Origin of the sequence: Limosilactobacillus ingluviei str. Autruche 4, assembly GCF_000312405.1 — a bacterium.
Lineage (GTDB): Bacteria > Bacillota > Bacilli > Lactobacillales > Lactobacillaceae > Limosilactobacillus > Limosilactobacillus ingluviei.
Genome location: NZ_HE997173.1, coordinates 329,318 through 346,277, shown reverse-complemented (window position 1 = coordinate 346,277; position 16,960 = coordinate 329,318). Strand labels below are relative to the sequence as shown.

Below are 16,960 nucleotides of genomic sequence, written 5' to 3'. Positions count from 1 at the left end.
CTTTTTCAAACAAAACCAATTTATTATTTCGCTCAGATAACAATTACATTATAGCCAGGTTTCAAGGGTTTGCGGGACTTTTCGCATGGAACGACCCAAATTTAAGGTCAAGTGCCCTTGGTTTGACTTGAGATGCCATATTTTTCACTTAAAGTGCCTTTAAAATTGTTCAAAATTGATCAAATTATCGTAAAAAAGTCACCGTTCCCCAAGAACGGTGACTGTTAATAAGCCCTTTACGCGTTAGTTGCCACTATGTGAACAATCATTCAAAGAAAGCGGTTTCAATGTAAACCGATTGCGGTTTTCAAATCTGCCACAAACGACCGACTGACTGGCACTTTACTACCTTCAGCCATCGTTAGTTCATAGGTGTGATTCGAAGCTGGTTGCAATTCGCTGATTTGATTTAAATTTACCACGTATGAACGGTGCACGCGTAAGAAATGTTGCGCATCTAACTGTTCCATTAAACTGGTCAAAGTTTGGCGACTGACAATTTCTTTCGAATTGGTTAGGTGAAGATACACGTTTCCCCCTTGGGCTTCTAGATAACAAATTTCTGCCTTTAAAATCACCATCGTGCGGTCTTCAACCGTAACCGACAACCGGGGATTGGGTTGCCCCGTTGGATAGTTTTTATTGGTTTCCTGGCCTTTGCCACGCAAACGTAAAATTCGGTCAATCGCTTCGTTAATCCGATCTTCATCAAATGGTTTCAAAATATAATCCAAGGCGTCGGCCTCAAAAGCATCTAAAGCATACTGGTCAAAAGCCGTTGCAAAGATTACGGCAGGCTGAAAACTGGCCCGTTTCCACCGTTTGGCTAGTGCCATGCCGTTTCCATCCCCTAATTTAATATCTAAAAAAACTAGATCTGGGTGCTTTTCATTCATGATCGTATCGGCTTCCATGACTCCTTCGGCTTCAAAAATCGTAGTAACGGCCGGATGCTCAGCCGCTAAAAAGTGTAGTTCACTGCGCGCCAACGGTTCATCATCAACAATCAATATTTTCATCCCTCTTTTGGCCTCCCTTCGCGAGTTTGATACGGAATTCTCATCATTACCGTTGTTCCGTTGGGACTAGTCTTGATCTTTAACCCCGTATGCGGATCATAAAGACCATGCAGGCGTTCATTAAGGTTTTGCAGCGCGGTCCCACTGCCATTTGCCGAGGTAACCACTTCCTGTCCCAATTTCGGTAATTGTGCTGGATCAATCCCCTGCCCATTGTCAGCCACGGAAATTGCTAATTCATCTGCCAATTGGCGAACCGTCACCGTAACTTTATTGCCTTGCTTACGTTGGCCAAAAGCATGGCGAATCGCGTTTTCGACTAACACTTGAATTGAAAACGGCGGAATCAACGCGGCCGGCGGGTAGGTTGAAAAAGTTACTTCGTATTTACCGGGAAACCGGGCTTGTTCCAGGGCCAGGTAAGCTTGCACGTGTTCATATTCCTGCGCCAATGGAATCAGCGTCTCGCGCGCTCCCATTAAATTATCCCGGAAATAGGTACTTAGCGATAACAATAGCTTACGCGCCTGGTCTGGATCCCGACGCATGACTGCCACAATGGTGTTAATGGCGTTAAAGAAAAAATGCGGATTCACTTGGGATTGCAGTGATTTGATCTCAACATCCCGAAGCAGTTCCGTTTGGTAACTCGCCTTTCCCAGCATGATCTGCGTCGATAGGATTTGGCCAATCCCGGTTCCTAGTTGGACTTCGACCGGCGTTAATCGCCACCGTTGTGCATAATACAATTTCAGCGTTCCAATCGTCTCACCCCCTGCAATCAACGGAACCACCACGGCCGATTGCAGGGGACAGTCTGGGTGCTGACAACCGATCGCGGCCTGGGTATCGGCAATTTCAACCATTTCTTCGCGCATTGCCCGGTAGGACAAGTCCGTTGCAATCTTTTGATCGACTTTATGATGATCGCTTCCGACGCCTTCAAAGGCTAAAATCCGGTGGCGGTCAGTAATACTAACGGCATCAAAAGTAGTGTACTTAATAATCAAATGCACGACCGTTTGCGCGGCTGCGGTAGTAAAACCGTGCTGAAAAACGGGGAGGGTGCTCAAAGCCAGATTCAAAACCGTCCTGGTTTGCGCCGCTTGGGCCGCCAGTTCTTGCTGGAAAAAGAGGCGAATGATCGATAAAAAGACCGAGGTCCCCAAGGCTGAGATGACAATCATCGGCAAACCAATAAATTTAACCAAGGTCCATCCCGTGGGACTAAATAGTAAGACAAAGGTCATTTGAATTGATTCCATCAGCAAACCAATAAAAAAACCGTTGAGGGCTTTTAAGGGAGAAAAACGTTGCCGCCGTTGGTCGTAAAAGAAGCCTGAGAGAATCCCGATCAAGAGGGTACTGGGAATATAAAACATGGCCTCTGGACTGAAACTTTCTTGAAAGGCCCGAAACATTCCGGCAGTCAAACCAACCCCGCCGCCTACCAACGGTCCCCCCACAATCCCGGCTACTGTTACGGTTAAGATCCGGACGTTAGCGACTGAGTAACCTTGGGGAATGGAGAGCAACAGCGTTCGTTTAATAATTTGGTTGTCTGGTGCAATCAGCACCCCAATTAGATTCGAGATGACCGCAAAGGTGGCAAAGATCAACCACAGCCCTAACTGACTTTGCCAATTAGAAACCACTAACATCCGTCGAAAAGCAGGAATGTTAACCAACGCAAACGCCAATAAAATAACCAATCCGACTTGTTCAGCGACTAAAATTGAAAGATTCATGGTGGTGCTTTCCCCTTATTAGGCAAAAAGCGGGAAATTGAGATCGGGGACCGATTTCAATTTCCCGGCTTTTTTAAGCTCAGATTAGCATTCGATTTAAGCGAAGGCTGCCGTCAGTGGTGGAACGACTTGCTTCTTACGGGAAACGACCCCTGGCAGGTTGATCCGGTTGTTGGCAGCCAGTTCCTTCCCAAAGGCTTGGGCGACCTTGGCCGCATCCTTTCCTAAGATCAAGAGGTCCGAATCGCTGTTTAAGATGTTGGTAACAATCAGCACAAAGGTGTCATAACCATTTGCGTCCATCAAAGCTTGCATGGCCTTTTCCAAGTCAGCTTGACGAGCAAAGACATCCGCTAAGTCGACGGTGTTGACTTGACCAATCCGCAAGGTCAAGTCCCCCATTTCAAAGCTCTTGGCGTCGCCATCAACAATATCGTTATCTGACTTAGCTGCTAAGTTTGTACCGGCCTTTAACATTTGCAGACCATATTCTTCGTAGTCAACCCCAGCCAACTTCGCTAAACCTTCCACGGCTTCCTTATCGTGGTCCGTCGTCGTCGGGGACTTCAATAACAACGTATCAGAAATAATCGCCGAAAGCATCATACCCGCCAAATCAGCTGGAATAGCAATGTGCTTTTCGTTAAACATTTCGTATAAGACCGTGCTGACACAGCCATATGGCCGGACATTCATGTACAGTGGCGCCGCCGTATTAAAGCCGTTAATCCGGTGGTGATCAATGACGTGGCTGACTGCCACTTGGTCAATATCGGCAACACTTTGTTGTGGTTCGTTGTGGTCGACCAACATAACACTGTCCACTTCATTAGCCGCCGTCTTAATCACCCGTGGCGCAGCCAGATCAAAGGCCTTCAAAGCAAACGTTGTTTCATCATTTGGTTCGCCCAAGGCTACCGCTTCCGTTTCATACCCCAATTGATTTTGGTAGTACGAGTACGCCATTGCCGCAGCAATCGTATCGGTGTCAGGCTTTTGGTGTCCAAATACTAATTCTTTACTCATCTTGCGGATTCCTCCTCCAAATTTGGTGCACGTGCACCCGAATAACTTTATCATATCACGTGTTGACCCTCATCAACAGGGGTCAGCGAATTTTTTCTACACCAGGCTCGCTTCATTCGTTGCTACGACGGGCTTAACAAGCAAACGAACTGGCTGGCCTTGGCTCTCATCATCAATTACAAATGACCCATTGGACTTAGCCGACCCCAGATGGTGATCAGCGACCTGCACATCTTGGCGCACTGGACGATCGGTCACAATTTCTAAGGTCCCGGTAAAGTCAGCCGGGTACGTCAAGAAGTCCCGTACTAAGTGGGCGTTCTTAAGGCGGTGCAAAATCAAATTGCCACGCCGGGCCCGCGTGCCCAATTCTAATTCACTAACTGCCATTGCCTTGTAGGATCCCCGTTGCGTAACCAAGGCGATCCGATCCGTCGGGGCCGCCAAAGCCACATTCGCCAACTGGTCATCCTCCTTTAAGTTGATTGCGCGCACACCGGCCGTCCGGAGCCCTTGACTTGGTACCTCATCAACTGCAAACCGCAGGGCATACCCGGTTTGGCTAATTGCAACAAGGCTTTGCTCTGCTCTGGTCGGATCAGTGTACAGAGCATTAACTAAGGTTGCCGAACCGCGTAATTTCATAATTTGGCTGGCATGATTCTTATACCGCGCCCCTGGTACTACCTCAGCAAAGTTAACCTGTTTGATTTGCCCATCACTAGTTGCAAAGATAAAGTTCCCTGGTTGTTTCAAGTCATTAAACAGGTGGGCCGTTACAATCGTCTCATCACTGCCGAGGCCGATCGTTTGTGACAGGTGTTCTCCAGTTTCTTTCCATTTAGCATCAAACAACTCGTGGACCGGGCGGTAAATCAAGTGCCCATAGCTGGTAAAGACAAAGAGATGTGCCAACGTCGTGGTTGGCTTAATGAGCAGCGGATAGTCGTCTTCCTTCAGCCCATTTTCTGCTAATGGTGATGCATTAAAGCTGCGGATACTGGTCCGTTTAATGTAACCCGCTGCTGAGACCATTACAATCACATCTTCATCCGCAACGGTTACTTTAGTGTCCACCGTGAGTTTCTCAACTTCCGCTTCAATTTGGGTTTGACGTGGCGTGGCAAATTCTTTTTTTACCGCCCTTAATTCTTGTCGCAAGACCTTATTAAGTTCCTTCGGCTCAGTCAAAATCAATTGATACTGATCCAATGCCGCTTGCAACTGCGTAGCTTCCTTTTCCAACGCCGTTACGTCCGTATTCGTCAACCGATACAGCTGTAAAGCGACAATCGCACTAGCTTGAGCGGTGGTAAAACCATACGTAGCCACCAAATTAGTTTGCGCATCCGCCCTATTGTGACTGCCGCGAATCGTGTGGATAACCTGATCTAAAATTGACAGGGCCTTGATCAGCCCTTCAACAATGTGCAACCGTTCTTGGGCTTTTTTCTGTTTGAAAGTGGTTCGCCGGGTAATCACTTCTTTCTGGTAGGCCAAGTACGCAGCTAAATAGTGCTTTAAACCAACCCGCACCGGCCGGTGATTGTCAATCGCCACCATATTGAAGTTGTAATTAATCTGCAAGTCGGTATTTTTAAGCAAGTAATTTAAAATCCCATCGGCATTTGCATTCTTCTTCAATTCAATGGCAATCCGCAACCCACTGCGGTCTGTTTCGTCGCGGGCATCGGCAATGCCTTCCACTTTCTTGTTCAAGCGGAGGTCATTGATGCGTTTAACCAGTTGGGCTTTGTTAACTTCGTACGGAATTTCCGTCACGACAATTTGTTGACGGCCCCCCCGCAGCTCTTCAATGGCGGTCTTGGCCCTCACAACAATCCTACCCCGCCCGGTTTCGTAAGCCTTTTTGATCCCATCGCGGCCTTGGACAATGCCACCGGTTGGAAAATCGGGCCCCGGTACAAATTCCATTAAATCAGTCGTGGTTGCCGCCGGGTGCGCCAACAGATAAATCAACGCCTCAATTAGTTCGCCTAAATTATGGGGCGGAATTTCCGTTGCGTAACCAGCTGAAATTCCAGTTGCGCCATTGACGAAGAGATTCGGGAGCCGCGCCGGTAAAACCACCGGTTCCTTTTCAGTATCATCGAAGTTCAACGTCATCGGGACCGTTTCCTTATCAATATCTTGCAACATCAAATTGCTGATCTTGCTTAACCGGGCCTCCGTGTAACGCATCGCAGCGGCTGGGTCACCGTCCATGGACCCATTATTCCCGTGCATTTCAATCAAGGGTTCGCGCAGCTTCCAATCTTGGCTAAGGCGCACCAAGGCTTCATAAATTGAGGAATCCCCGTGGGGGTGAAAATTCCCCATGACGTTCCCAACGGACTTGGCTGACTTGCGAAAGCCCTTGTCAAAGGTATTGCCATCCTTGTTCATTGCAAATAAGATTCGTCGTTGCACGGGCTTTAAGCCATCGCGAATATCTGGCAAGGCCCGTTCTTGGATGATGGACTTGGAATAGCGCCCAAAGCGGTCCCCCATTAAATCTTCCAATGTCCGTTCTTCAATTCGTGTTTCCAATGGTGACTTCCTTTCTAGCTTAACGTTTCTTCAACCAGTCGATCCGCAGCTTGGTCATCAGCAACGGCAAACTGAACATTCTCTTCAATCCATTCCCGGCGTGGTTCAACTTTGTTCCCCATCAAAGTCGTAACGCGTTTTTCGGCTAGGGCGGCATCTTCAATCCGGACCCGAATCAAAGTCCGGGTTTCAGGATTCATCGTCGTTTCCCACAATTGGTCCGCGTTCATTTCTCCCAGCCCCTTAAAACGTTGAAGCGAGCCGCCCCGACGCTGTTTCGTCAACGCCGTAAGTTCATCGTTGGTCCAAGCATATTCAACCTTGGTTTTGGCCCCCTTGCCAGTTTGCAAGCGGTAAAGCGGTGGCAAGGCAATGTAGACCTTCCCAGCCTCAATCATTGGCCGCATGTACTTGTAAAAGAAGGTCAACAGCAAAATTTGAATGTGCGCACCATCATCGTCGGCGTCCGTCATAATAATTATCTTGTCATAATTTGCATCGGCAACCTCAAAGTCATTACCTGCCCCAGCGCCAACCGTGTAGATGATCGTATTCAATTCTTCATTTTTCAAAACATCATCTAATTTGGCTTTCTCGGTATTTAAAACCTTCCCCCGCAGAGGTAAGATCGCTTGGAACTTCCGATCCCGGCCTTGCTTGGCACTTCCACCGGCCGAATCCCCTTCAACCAAAAAGAGTTCATTTTTCTTGGCGTTCTTTGATTGGGCCGGCGTCAACTTACCAGACAGATTCCGCTCTTTTTTCCCCCGCTTTTTTCCATTCCGCGAAAGGTCTCGGGCCTTACGCGCCGCTTCCCGGGCCTGCCGAGCTTTAATGGCCTTCTTAATCAATTCCTGGGCAAATTCACCGTTTTCCATTAAGGCATAGCCTAATTGCTCACTAACCACAGCATCCACAATTTTTCGCGCTTCCGGGGTCCCCAATTTATCCTTGGTTTGCCCCTCAAATTGAAGGTACTTTTCCGGAACCCGCACCGAAATTACAGCGGTTAATCCTTCCCGGACGTCGCTGCCTTCCAAGTTTTTGTCTTTTTCCTTTAACAAGCCAATTTTACGCGCAAATTCGTTAAACGACTTGGTCCAAGCATTGCGAAATCCTGCTTCATGCGTCCCACCACCCGGGGTCCGCACGTTGTTAACAAAAGACAGGACGTTTTCTGAGTAGCCATCATTGTATTGCGCGGCTACGTCAACTTCCATCCCGTCAATCTTGCCGGTAAACGCCAAGGTCTGCCCCAAGGTATCCTTACCTTCATTCAAATACGCAACAAAATCTTCCAGGCCGTGTTCGTACTGGAAAACTTCGCTTTTCTCTTGGCCTGGTCGTTTATCCGTAAGCGAGAGCTTAACCCCTTTTAGCAAAAAGGCCGCTTCTCGCAAACGAATTGCCAACGTATTGTAGTCGTAGACCGTGGTAGAGAAAATGGCTGGATCCGGCTTAAAAGTCACGGTCGTTCCACTGCCTGCGCGCGTCTTACCAACTTTCTCAAGGGTCCCAACGGGCTGACCACCATTGGTAAAAACCTCCCGGTAGCGGATATGGTCCCGGACAATCGTTAAGGTTAATGAAGCCGATAACGCATTAACTACGGAGGCCCCAACCCCGTGCAAGCCCCCTGAAGTCTTATAGCCATCAGCTTGGCCAAATTTACCCCCAGCGTGTAGGACGGTCATAATTACTTCCGGGGTTGGCTTGCCACTTGGGTGCATTCCAACCGGCATCCCCCGACCATGGTCTTGCACGGTAATTGCATTATCCTTTTCAATCGTAACAGCAATTTCATCCCCAAAACCGGATAAAGCTTCGTCAACGGCATTATCCAAAATTTCATAAACCAAATGGTGCAAACCATGGGTGTCGGTGGAACCGATATACATCCCGGGCCGCTTTCGGACGGCCTCTAAGCCCTTTAAAATTTTAATCGAGGACTCATCATAATTTTGCGTTGCCATTCTCGTCAACTCCTTTACGCCCGGCGCTTGGCAAAAATTATGCCCGTGCGTTAAAATCACAATTACTAGCATACGCGAAAAAAAGCTGCCTTGTCAAACATTTGTTGCAAAGCCTAAAGGGAAGTTTTCCGCGCCTGCGGGTTGCAAAAGCTTCTTAATTACCTTTAATCATCACGGATCAAGAACGTATATTCTGGTTTTTAGGAATAATCACAAAGCAAGTCACCAGTACGGTTGGCCTTAATCAGCGATTTATTGGAGCCTTAGTAGCTTGTTAGTCGTAAGCATGGTATAGTTACAAAGTATGTGTTCTATTAATAGAACCAATGATGAACCAGCTTCATCAGTCGATTTAAAGGGAGTTTTGAAATGCAAATCTTGTTAATGGCGCTCATTGCCTACTTACTAGGCTCGATTCCTTCGGGACTTTGGATTGGAAAAATATTCTATCATCGTGACATTACCAAAGAAGGCAGCGGTAATATTGGGACCACCAATACTTTCCGGGTCTTAGGCTTTAAAGCCGGGCTGGTCGTTTTATTCATGGACATCTTAAAGGGGACCTTAGCAGCTAGCCAACCCTATCTACTGCACAGCCCCGTTAATCCCTTACTAATTGGGCTATTTGCCTCACTCGGTCATACAGTCTCGATCTTTGATCATTTTCACGGGGGAAAAGCAGTCGCTACTAGCGCGGGGATCTTACTTGCTTATAATCCTGGCCTCTTTGCCCTGGCCGCCAGCATTTTTGTTGGTACCTTGTTGTTGACGAGTATGGCCAGCATGGCTAGTCTTGTTGGTATTTCGGCAATGTTTATCATCGCCTTGTTCCTCCATGATTGGATTTTAGCAACCGTCGCTGGTATTTTAACGGCAGTTGTCTTTTACCGCCATAAAGCAAATATTGGTCGAATCTTGCGTGGCCAGGAGGCCATGGTTAATTTTGGCTTAGGACATTATCTACGCACCAAAAGAAAATAAGCCTAAACAAAAGGATTGTTACTCGAGCTGGCCTCAGTAACAATCCTTTTTACATTGGGATTAATTGAAAATTTAGAAGAACGCCACTTCATACTGATGGTGATTGGTTAAACCTGGCGCAAGGCGTAGAATGGCCGCCTTGTTAACCAGTTGACCATCGCTGGTGAGGGAGTCCGCGAGCCCCCACCAACTTTCAACGCACACAAAATCACCCTGAGCGGGATAAGCAGACCACAGCGCAACATACGGGGCATCATGATTAATTACTTGAAGCCCATGACCACTGGCTTGCTCCGTCAATGTAACCGTAGTTGGTTGCCCGGCTGTTGCTAAAATTAACGCATCGTTAACAAATAAATCGTGGCGCAGAGCCATTGCTTTCGTAAAATCTAACCGGTCCAAGTGTGCCAGATCACTATGCGGCCCAACCAGATGAACCTGACCATAAACTTGCGCTGGCGAAACACTAACATAAGTGGTCTCAAATTCACCAGCCGTCGTCAATGGCACCCGAAAGCCAGGGTGAGCGCCTAATGAATACAGCATCGTGGCTTTTTCACTCGGATTTTTAACAGCATACCGGACTTGCAGCTGCCGCGCTTGCAATTGATACGTAACCCGAAAATCAAATTCAAACGGATACCGTTGCCGCGTGGTGGAATTGCTTTGGAGCTGTAAACACACTTGGGTGGCCGTCTGGCTCAAAACCGTAAATTCCATGTCCCGTGCAAACCCATGTTGCGTCAAAGTATATTCCTGCTCTTTGTAACGATAAACATTGTCCTTTAAGCGTCCGACAATCGGAAAGAGGTTGGGGGCTTGCCGGCCCCAACTGGCTGAGTCCCCTTGCCACAAATACTCCCGCCCTTGGTACTGAACACTGTGCACTTCAGCCCCCAGGGGATTGATTTGGACTTTAAGCTGTTCATTCTTAAGTTCAATCATTTTCTGAATCCTCGCTTATTTTTGCATTGGTTCTTCATAGTCCCCGTTTGGACACACAACCTGCTTACCGCCCTTCACCTTCTTTTCAACTAAGAAATGGCCATCCTTCGGGCAATCCCGGCCAACAGGACGATCCCAAGAAACGAACTCACAATCTGGGTAACGTGAGCAACCATAAAAGAGGCGGTTTTTCTTTGACTTTCGCTCAACCACCGTGCCTTGGTGACAAGTTGGGCAAGTAATCCCCGTATCTTTAACAATTGTCTGCGTATTCCGACAGTCAGGGAACCGCGAGCAAGCATAAAACTTACCGTACCGACTCATTTTGATGACCATCGGTGCCCCACAAATTTCGCAATCAATGCCAGCCAATTGATCCTTCATTTCAATTTTGGCCACCTGTTCTTCGGCCGTCTTAACTTCTTTTTCAAATGGTTGATAGAACTCATCAACCACTCTGACCCACTGCTTTTTTCCTTCTTCAATTTGGTCAAGGTCGCCTTCAACCTCAGCCGTAAACTTAACGTTTACAATCTCTGGAAACTGCTTAACGATAATTTGGTTGACGATTTCACCTAACTCAGTTGGTTCGAAATGCCGCGCTTCTAGCCGCACATAATACCGCCGTTGAATGGTATCTAACGTTGGGGCATACGTTGATGGCCGGCCAACCCCATTTTCTTCTAAGGTCTTTACTAAGGCGGCTTCAGTATAGCGAGCTGGCGGTTGGGTAAAGTGTTGAGCTGGATTATCGCCAACCAGCTTTACCGCATCGTGAACTGCTAATTCAGGCAATAAATTGTCCTTCTCTTGCCCCCGCTTATAAACCTTAGTAAAGCCCGGAAACTTCACCTTTGACCCATTGGCCCGGAAGTCAACGCCGTTTTGGGAAACCGTTGCGCTAACCGTATCCGTAACTTCTGGTGTCATCTGACTAGCCACAAACCGGCTCCAAATCAAATTGTACAGTTTATACTGGTCACTGGTTAGGTATGGCTTCATTTTGGCTGGCGTCCGGAGCACCGAAGTCGGCCGAATGGCTTCGTGGGCATCTTGCGCCCCTTCCGGCAGCTTTCCTTTCACCGGCTTGGTTGCCGCGTACTCAGCGCCATACTCATCGTGAATAAATTGGGCCGCTTCGTGCTTAGCAATTCCGGCGATCCGAGTGGAATCAGTCCGCATATAGGTAATCAGCCCTACGGCCGCTCCTTGCCCAATGTTGATTCCTTCATAGAGCTGTTGAGCCGCCATCATGGTTTTCCGGGTCCGGAAATTCAAGCGCCGGTTGGCATCTTGTTGCATCGTCGAAGTTGTAAATGGGGGTTGGGGCTGACGTTTCCGTTCTTTCTTGGTTACGTCCGTAATTTCAAACGGCTGTTGGCGATTTAATTTTTGTAAAATCGCTTGCACTGCCGCTTGATTGGGTAACTTCTCCTTCTTGCCATTCTGACCATAAAAGGCTGCCGTAAATTCTTCTGAGCCCTTCTTAAAGGTCCCGTCCAAGGTCCAGTACTCTTCGGGTTTAAAGTTTTTGATTTCTTCTTCGCGTTTAATAATCAGGTTTAACGCAACCGACTGGACGCGCCCGGCCGAAAGCCCCTTTTTAACTTTTTTCCAGAGAATTGGAGAAATTGAGTACCCTACCAAACGGTCTAAGACCCGCCGTGCTTGCTGCGCATCAACTAAGTCCATATTAATCGTCCGGGGTTCCTTAAAGGCATCCTTGACGGCGTCTTTAGTGATTTCGTGGAAAGTCACCCGGTTTTTTTCGTTTGGATCCATCTTCAGCAAGTTGGCAACATGCCAAGCAATGGCCTCCCCTTCCCGGTCCGGGTCAGAAGCCAAATAGACCGCCTTTGCCTTTTTGGCGTCCTTACGCAATTCCTTAATTACATCCCCCTTGCCCCGAATCGAAATGTAGTCAGGTTGATAATCATTTTCAACATCAACTCCCATTCGGCTCTTTGGCAAGTCACGCACGTGTCCTAAACTAGCAACAACTTTATAGCTGCGGCCCAAATATTTGCCAATTGTCTTTGCTTTAGAAGGCGATTCGACAATTACCAGCTTCTTTTGCGGACTAGTAGTTTTCTTGCGTGTTGTTTTCTTTTTGGTCGTGGTTGTAGTTTTAGTTGCCAAATCATCGGCTCCTATCATTTTGATTTACCATAATTATTAAAGCAATCACCGACCAGTGTCAAGGGACGAAGGCTTAGATTAGTCCAAAACTACCTAAAGCGAGGTCACCGGATTGGCGAGCTCCTCCAATAAATCCGTACTGGTCAAGGCCGGCCGCGCCCCCGCTGCGATTAATTGATTACACCCAGCTGAATAAGTCATATTGATTAAACCTGGAACAGCTAGGACATTGCGGTTTTCTTGCAACGCCTGATTAGCTGTAATCAAGCTTCCACTCTTAGTTTGCGCCATCACAACCAAGCAAGCTGTACATAGCCCCGCAATGATTCGGTTCCGTTCCGGGAAGTGGTAGGGCAAGGGGTTACTGCCAAGCGGATACTCCGTTAACAGAATCCCTTTTTTAGCGACTTGAAATTGTAACGCTTGATTTTCTGCAGGATAATAACGATCTAAGCCAGTCCCGATTACCCCAATCACACCACCATCGTGTTGTAGGGCCACTTGATGGGCATAACTGTCAATTCCCCGGGCTAACCCACTAACAATTGGGTACCCCTGTTTTACAACCTCTGGTAATAATTGCTCTAAGCAAATTTCCCCGTAACGAATCGGTTTTCGCGAACCAACTACTGCTAAACTGGGCGTTTGAAGTAAGCTTAAGTCACCTTGGTAATATAAAACCAAGGGTGGCGTAGCCGTTTCTTTGAGTTGAACCGGATATTGTTCATCCAGCAAACAAATGCTAGGAACCTTGGCATTTTTCACCATTGCTTCTTCTAACGCAGGGGAATAGAAATTAGCGATTAAATCAGTGGTGTGATCCCAATCCAGCCCAAATTCTTGCGCTAATACTGCTAATTGATCATAGCGCTGGATCGTTTGCGCAGCTTGCCACAACTTAGTTTTTGTGACTAATCCAATCCCAGTTACTAAGCTTAGACGATAAATAAATTCACGTGCTTCCATTTTCATTCCTCCAAGTCACGCTAAGGTGACAACACTTTTTTAGGGCTTAATTACCCCCTTACTTTATATATACGTTTTTTTTCGCCGTTTTTTACTAATTAATTTTATTTTTTTGATCTTTCAATCATTAAAAAAGGCCTAACCCTTGGGAGACAAGGATTAGGCTGCGATCTTTTTAAAGAAATTTAGGAACTGGATTGAAAGTACGTCGGTGAATCGGTGTTACCCCGTGCGCCCTTAAGCCAGCAAGATGAGCTTGCGTCCCATACCCCATGTTTTGATCAAAATCATAACCAGGGTACAATTGCGCATATTGCATCATCAAGTGATCCCGATACTCCTTTGCAACAATACTGGCTGCGGCGACACTGATGCTTTTTTGATCTCCTTTAATCAAGGTCGTTTGAGGCAGCTTAATGGGTAATGGAACCGCGTCAACAATCAGATAGCTAGGCTGATGTTGCAAACCCGCTACCGCTTGAACCATAGCTTCTTGCGTAGCCCGGTAAATATTGATTTCATCAATCCGTTGCGCTGGATTAACGGCTAAATTAACCTCAACGGCTTCATCAACAATATGCAGATATAACTCTTCTCGTTCTTTTTTGGTTAGTTGCTTCGAATCCGTAACCCCTAGCAAATCAAAGTCAGCGTTCAAGATCACTGCACAAGTTACGACGGGCCCGGCTAAGGGGCCGCGGCCAACCTCATCAATTCCCGCCACAAACTGGTGGCCTGCCTGCCAAAGCTGGCGTTCATATAAGAAACGGCGCTCAAAGGCAGCTTGGGCCGCCGCTAATTTGGCCAACTGTTTTTCACGTTGGACAAGGGCCGCTTGAACGCCTTTGCGGGGATCCTCACGCCACACTGCTACCTGCGGATCAGCTAAATCCGTAATGGTTTGTAGTGCTGCTTTGATTTCGGCAATGCTTTGCTTACTCATTGATTCCCTCCGCATTTAAATCAGCGGGAATTTCCAAGGAAATTGGCCCTAATTTCCCCTTACGCAGTTCAAAAATCAACCGTTCGCTGGCCCGATCATAGTCATCCCGAAAGCCCATTTTTTGGGTAATAATCAAGAGCAAGTCGGGATCAGGTTGACTAAGATCCATCTCGCTCAAGCGATAGCGAGCCATTAATTCAGCGGGCCGTTCCCGTTTTAAGTAAGCCAAAGCAAACAAGGCCACGTCATCCTTGGCATACAAGCTATCCTTGATTGCCCCTGACAAAGCTAACATGGTGCCTTGCTTTTGACTTTGAAACTTCGGCCACAGGACCCCTGGCGTGTCTAATAATTCTAGGTCAGCGGAAGAGCGCAACCATTGTTGTCCCGTCGTAACGCCAGGCCGATTACCAGTTTGCGCAACATTGCGCTTGACTAAATGGTTAAGTAAAGTGGACTTGCCCACGTTCGGAACCCCCACACACATTGCCCGAATGGCACGTTTTTGCATCCCCTTGGCGGCTTGGGCTGCCAACTGCTCTGCAAGGACTTCTTTGGCGGCTGCCGTAACTTTTTTCGCCACCTGACGTTCCCGAGAATCCAACGCCAATACTACTTGGCCCCGCTTCGCAAAAAAGTTTTGCCACTGGCTTACCACCTTTGGATCTGCCAAATCCGTCTTCGTCATAATCAATAAGCGCGGCTTATCACCAGCCAGGCGGTGCACTTCTGGATTTTGTGATGAATACGGGACCCGGGCATCCACTAATTCAAAAATAATATCAACCAGGGGCATTTGCTCTTTAATTTGCCGTAAAGCTTTCGCCATGTGCCCCGGAAACCATTGAATAACTACCATAATTTTAGTTCCTCCCTTGCAATAATTAGCCTACCTTTGCCAAATACTGTTGCCAAGCAGCATCAAAGATGGTCATAGAAGGCAAATAATCAGCATTCTCTTCCAAATATTGAGAAATCTCCGTAAAATCTTGTGATTGCTTCGGAAAAGCGGAGTCCAAAAAAGCGTTATTAGCAAATTGCTCCACCTCGTCAGCTCCATTCGGGTTGCGTTGGGTCATTAAAAATTGATAAAAACTCTCGCGATACATCTTACTTGGCCTCCTGGGGAATCGTAATCAAGAAGGTAAACTGGCCCTTTGCCATGTCTAATTGCTTAGCTGAATAGCGGACCGATTGTTTTTGACTATATTTATTCAAGTCTAGCAAAATTGTTTGCCGGCGTTGATTAATTGCCACCCATCTTGGTAAATCGTAGTTTTTCTTAACGTACGCCAAGACGATCCGAACGGGCAAATTTAAGCGCCCCACTGATAAGCCCTTTGCTTTTAAGCGAATATTGCCATTAGCAGTTTTTTCCGGAATAAAGTTCATCGCAAATTGCACCCGGCTGCCTAAAACTTTCGTTGTTCCAATCACCGTCGCGTATTTTTCACCAACCACAAAGCGATATTTGATCTTGCTGTCCTTTAAAAAGCGTTGCAGATAATTTGCCGAAAGTGCATTAACCTGCTTGCGATTCATCGTTACTTCAACGGAAGTATCGCTCGCCCGGTAAGCCGGTGTTTCTGGCGAAACCGCAGTTGGTGCGGTTACTCGTAAATATAAGGCCCCCACTCCTAGCCCTAAAAAAACTACGAGGGTCCAAAAAGCCAGTTTCCATTTATTTTTCACAGTGTTCCCTCATTTCTGATACATAAAACTATCATGCGCCTGCATTTGTCGCCATAACGCCGTAGTCATTAAGCCATAGCCGGCATGGTTCGGATGAAAGTTGTCCTTCGTAGAAATATAACGATTTAAATTTTTCCCTTGACCCGACATGACTTTCAATACTTCGGCTTGACTAATTGAAGCGCGATTCGCCTTGGCCGCTTGTTGAGCCAATTTTTCCCGACTAGCGACGGATTGGTACTGCCCATAAGAAAGTTGACGATCAATATTGACAAAGTAGCTCGGGCCAAATTTTTGCATTGTCGTCTCGCTAATTTGATTCCATTTGGTAACCCCATCCGTGATGGCGTGCACCTCTGGGAAGTATACGTACACCGGATCGTAAATGCTAAACAAAAACAAGGGAGCGTGCGAATTTTCCTGGCGGACCGCTTGCAACAACGTAGTCAATTTTTGTTGGTAAGTATCCCCAGCTCGCTCAAGTGCCTGTTGTAAATTTTTAGGGGAATTCGTCAACAATTCTTTTTCCAAAGTTTGTAAAAGGTCATTGCCCCCCACCGTCATGACAATTACATCCGCCTTGCGCAGATCTACTTGCATTTGAGATTGGCTTTGGAGGCGTTTTAAAATTTGATCGGACCGATCACCACTCACCCCATAATTGCTGGTAACAACCTTTGTTTTCGGCAAGTGTTGCTGCAAGCGCGCTTTAATTTGCCCTACGTACCCGCCATCGTTAGCTTGATCCCCGACTCCGTATGTCAAAGAATCGCCGATGGCTACTAAACGAAGGGTCGTTTTAGGCACCCGCACAGGCTGCGATCGCTCCTTATTCTCCGGCATGATCCGCCAAATGCTTAAACTCCCGAGCCCAACCAGCAGCAGGAGCAAAACTGCCCACCAAACTTTCTTTTTCAAGCTCCATCCTCCCGTTTCTCTACAGTAAACTTAATTCTATCATATTCCCTAACGCAAATA

14 protein-coding genes are annotated in these 16,960 nt (G+C 47.2%); 1 reads left to right on the top strand and 13 read right to left on the bottom strand.

The window, feature by feature from the left end; translation table 11 throughout:
• Window positions 1-284: 284 nt before the first annotated feature.
• From BN54_RS01675 to parE, 5 genes are all read right to left on the bottom strand, one after another.
• Window positions 285-1,019, bottom strand: a complete 735-nt coding sequence (locus BN54_RS01675) for a LytR/AlgR family response regulator transcription factor (RefSeq protein WP_040469688.1) — start codon at window positions 1,017-1,019, stop codon at window positions 285-287.
• On the bottom strand, window positions 1,016-2,767 hold the full coding sequence (locus BN54_RS01670; RefSeq protein ID WP_019205392.1) for a LytS/YhcK type 5TM receptor domain-containing protein: 1,752 nt from the start codon (window positions 2,765-2,767) through the stop codon (window positions 1,016-1,018). The genes BN54_RS01675 and BN54_RS01670 overlap by 4 nt, the downstream gene beginning before the upstream one ends.
• Window positions 2,768-2,863: 96 nt before the next feature.
• A complete protein-coding gene (locus BN54_RS01665) occupies window positions 2,864-3,793 on the bottom strand; it encodes a manganese-dependent inorganic pyrophosphatase (RefSeq protein WP_019205391.1) in 930 nt (309 codons plus the stop codon).
• Between the two features lie 96 nt (window positions 3,794-3,889).
• Window positions 3,890-6,343, bottom strand: a complete 2,454-nt coding sequence (gene parC / locus BN54_RS01660) for a DNA topoisomerase IV subunit A (RefSeq protein WP_019205390.1) — start codon at window positions 6,341-6,343, stop codon at window positions 3,890-3,892.
• A 14-nt stretch (window positions 6,344-6,357) separates the two neighbouring features.
• A complete protein-coding gene (parE, locus tag BN54_RS01655) occupies window positions 6,358-8,316 on the bottom strand; it encodes a DNA topoisomerase IV subunit B (RefSeq protein WP_019205389.1) in 1,959 nt (652 codons plus the stop codon).
• 369 nt (window positions 8,317-8,685) lie between these two features.
• Here parE and plsY point away from each other — a divergent pair, with 369 nt between their 5' ends.
• The gene (gene plsY, locus BN54_RS01650; protein ID WP_019205388.1) at window positions 8,686-9,297 is read left to right on the top strand and encodes a glycerol-3-phosphate 1-O-acyltransferase PlsY; all 612 of its coding nucleotides are present in this window, start codon (window positions 8,686-8,688) and stop codon (window positions 9,295-9,297) included.
• 72 nt (window positions 9,298-9,369) lie between these two features.
• On the opposite strand, the gene BN54_RS01645 is transcribed toward plsY, so the two are convergent.
• The 8 genes from BN54_RS01645 to BN54_RS01610 all read right to left on the bottom strand — a co-directional run bounded on the left by BN54_RS01645 (window position 9,370) and on the right by BN54_RS01610 (window position 16,900).
• Window positions 9,370-10,242 carry an aldose 1-epimerase family protein gene (locus BN54_RS01645; protein WP_019205387.1) on the bottom strand — a complete coding sequence of 291 codons (873 nt, stop codon included), beginning with the start codon at window positions 10,240-10,242 and terminating at the stop codon, window positions 9,370-9,372.
• A gap of 15 nt (window positions 10,243-10,257) precedes the next feature.
• Window positions 10,258-12,381 carry a type I DNA topoisomerase gene (topA, locus tag BN54_RS01640; protein WP_040469686.1) on the bottom strand — a complete coding sequence of 708 codons (2,124 nt, stop codon included), beginning with the start codon at window positions 12,379-12,381 and terminating at the stop codon, window positions 10,258-10,260.
• A 93-nt stretch (window positions 12,382-12,474) separates the two neighbouring features.
• Complete coding sequence (gene dprA, locus BN54_RS01635) at window positions 12,475-13,347, bottom strand: DNA-processing protein DprA (protein ID WP_019205385.1); 873 nt, start codon at window positions 13,345-13,347, stop codon at window positions 12,475-12,477.
• Between the two features lie 175 nt (window positions 13,348-13,522).
• Window positions 13,523-14,290 carry a ribonuclease HII gene (gene rnhB / locus BN54_RS01630; protein ID WP_019205384.1) on the bottom strand — a complete coding sequence of 256 codons (768 nt, stop codon included), beginning with the start codon at window positions 14,288-14,290 and terminating at the stop codon, window positions 13,523-13,525.
• Window positions 14,283-15,149: a ribosome biogenesis GTPase YlqF gene (gene ylqF, locus BN54_RS01625; protein WP_019205383.1), complete on the bottom strand. Its 867-nt coding sequence runs from the start codon at window positions 15,147-15,149 to the stop codon at window positions 14,283-14,285. Before ylqF ends, rnhB begins: the two co-directional genes overlap by 8 nt.
• Before the next feature lie 25 nt (window positions 15,150-15,174).
• Entirely contained in the window at window positions 15,175-15,399 is a 225-nt protein-coding gene (locus tag BN54_RS01620) for a YozE family protein (protein ID WP_019205382.1), read from the bottom strand.
• 1 nt (window position 15,400) lies between these two features.
• Window positions 15,401-15,982: a YpmS family protein gene (locus tag BN54_RS01615; protein ID WP_019205381.1), complete on the bottom strand. Its 582-nt coding sequence runs from the start codon at window positions 15,980-15,982 to the stop codon at window positions 15,401-15,403.
• A gap of 9 nt (window positions 15,983-15,991) precedes the next feature.
• Window positions 15,992-16,900: an SGNH/GDSL hydrolase family protein gene (locus BN54_RS01610; RefSeq protein ID WP_019205380.1), complete on the bottom strand. Its 909-nt coding sequence runs from the start codon at window positions 16,898-16,900 to the stop codon at window positions 15,992-15,994.
• Between the last annotated feature and the right edge of the window lie 60 nt (window positions 16,901-16,960).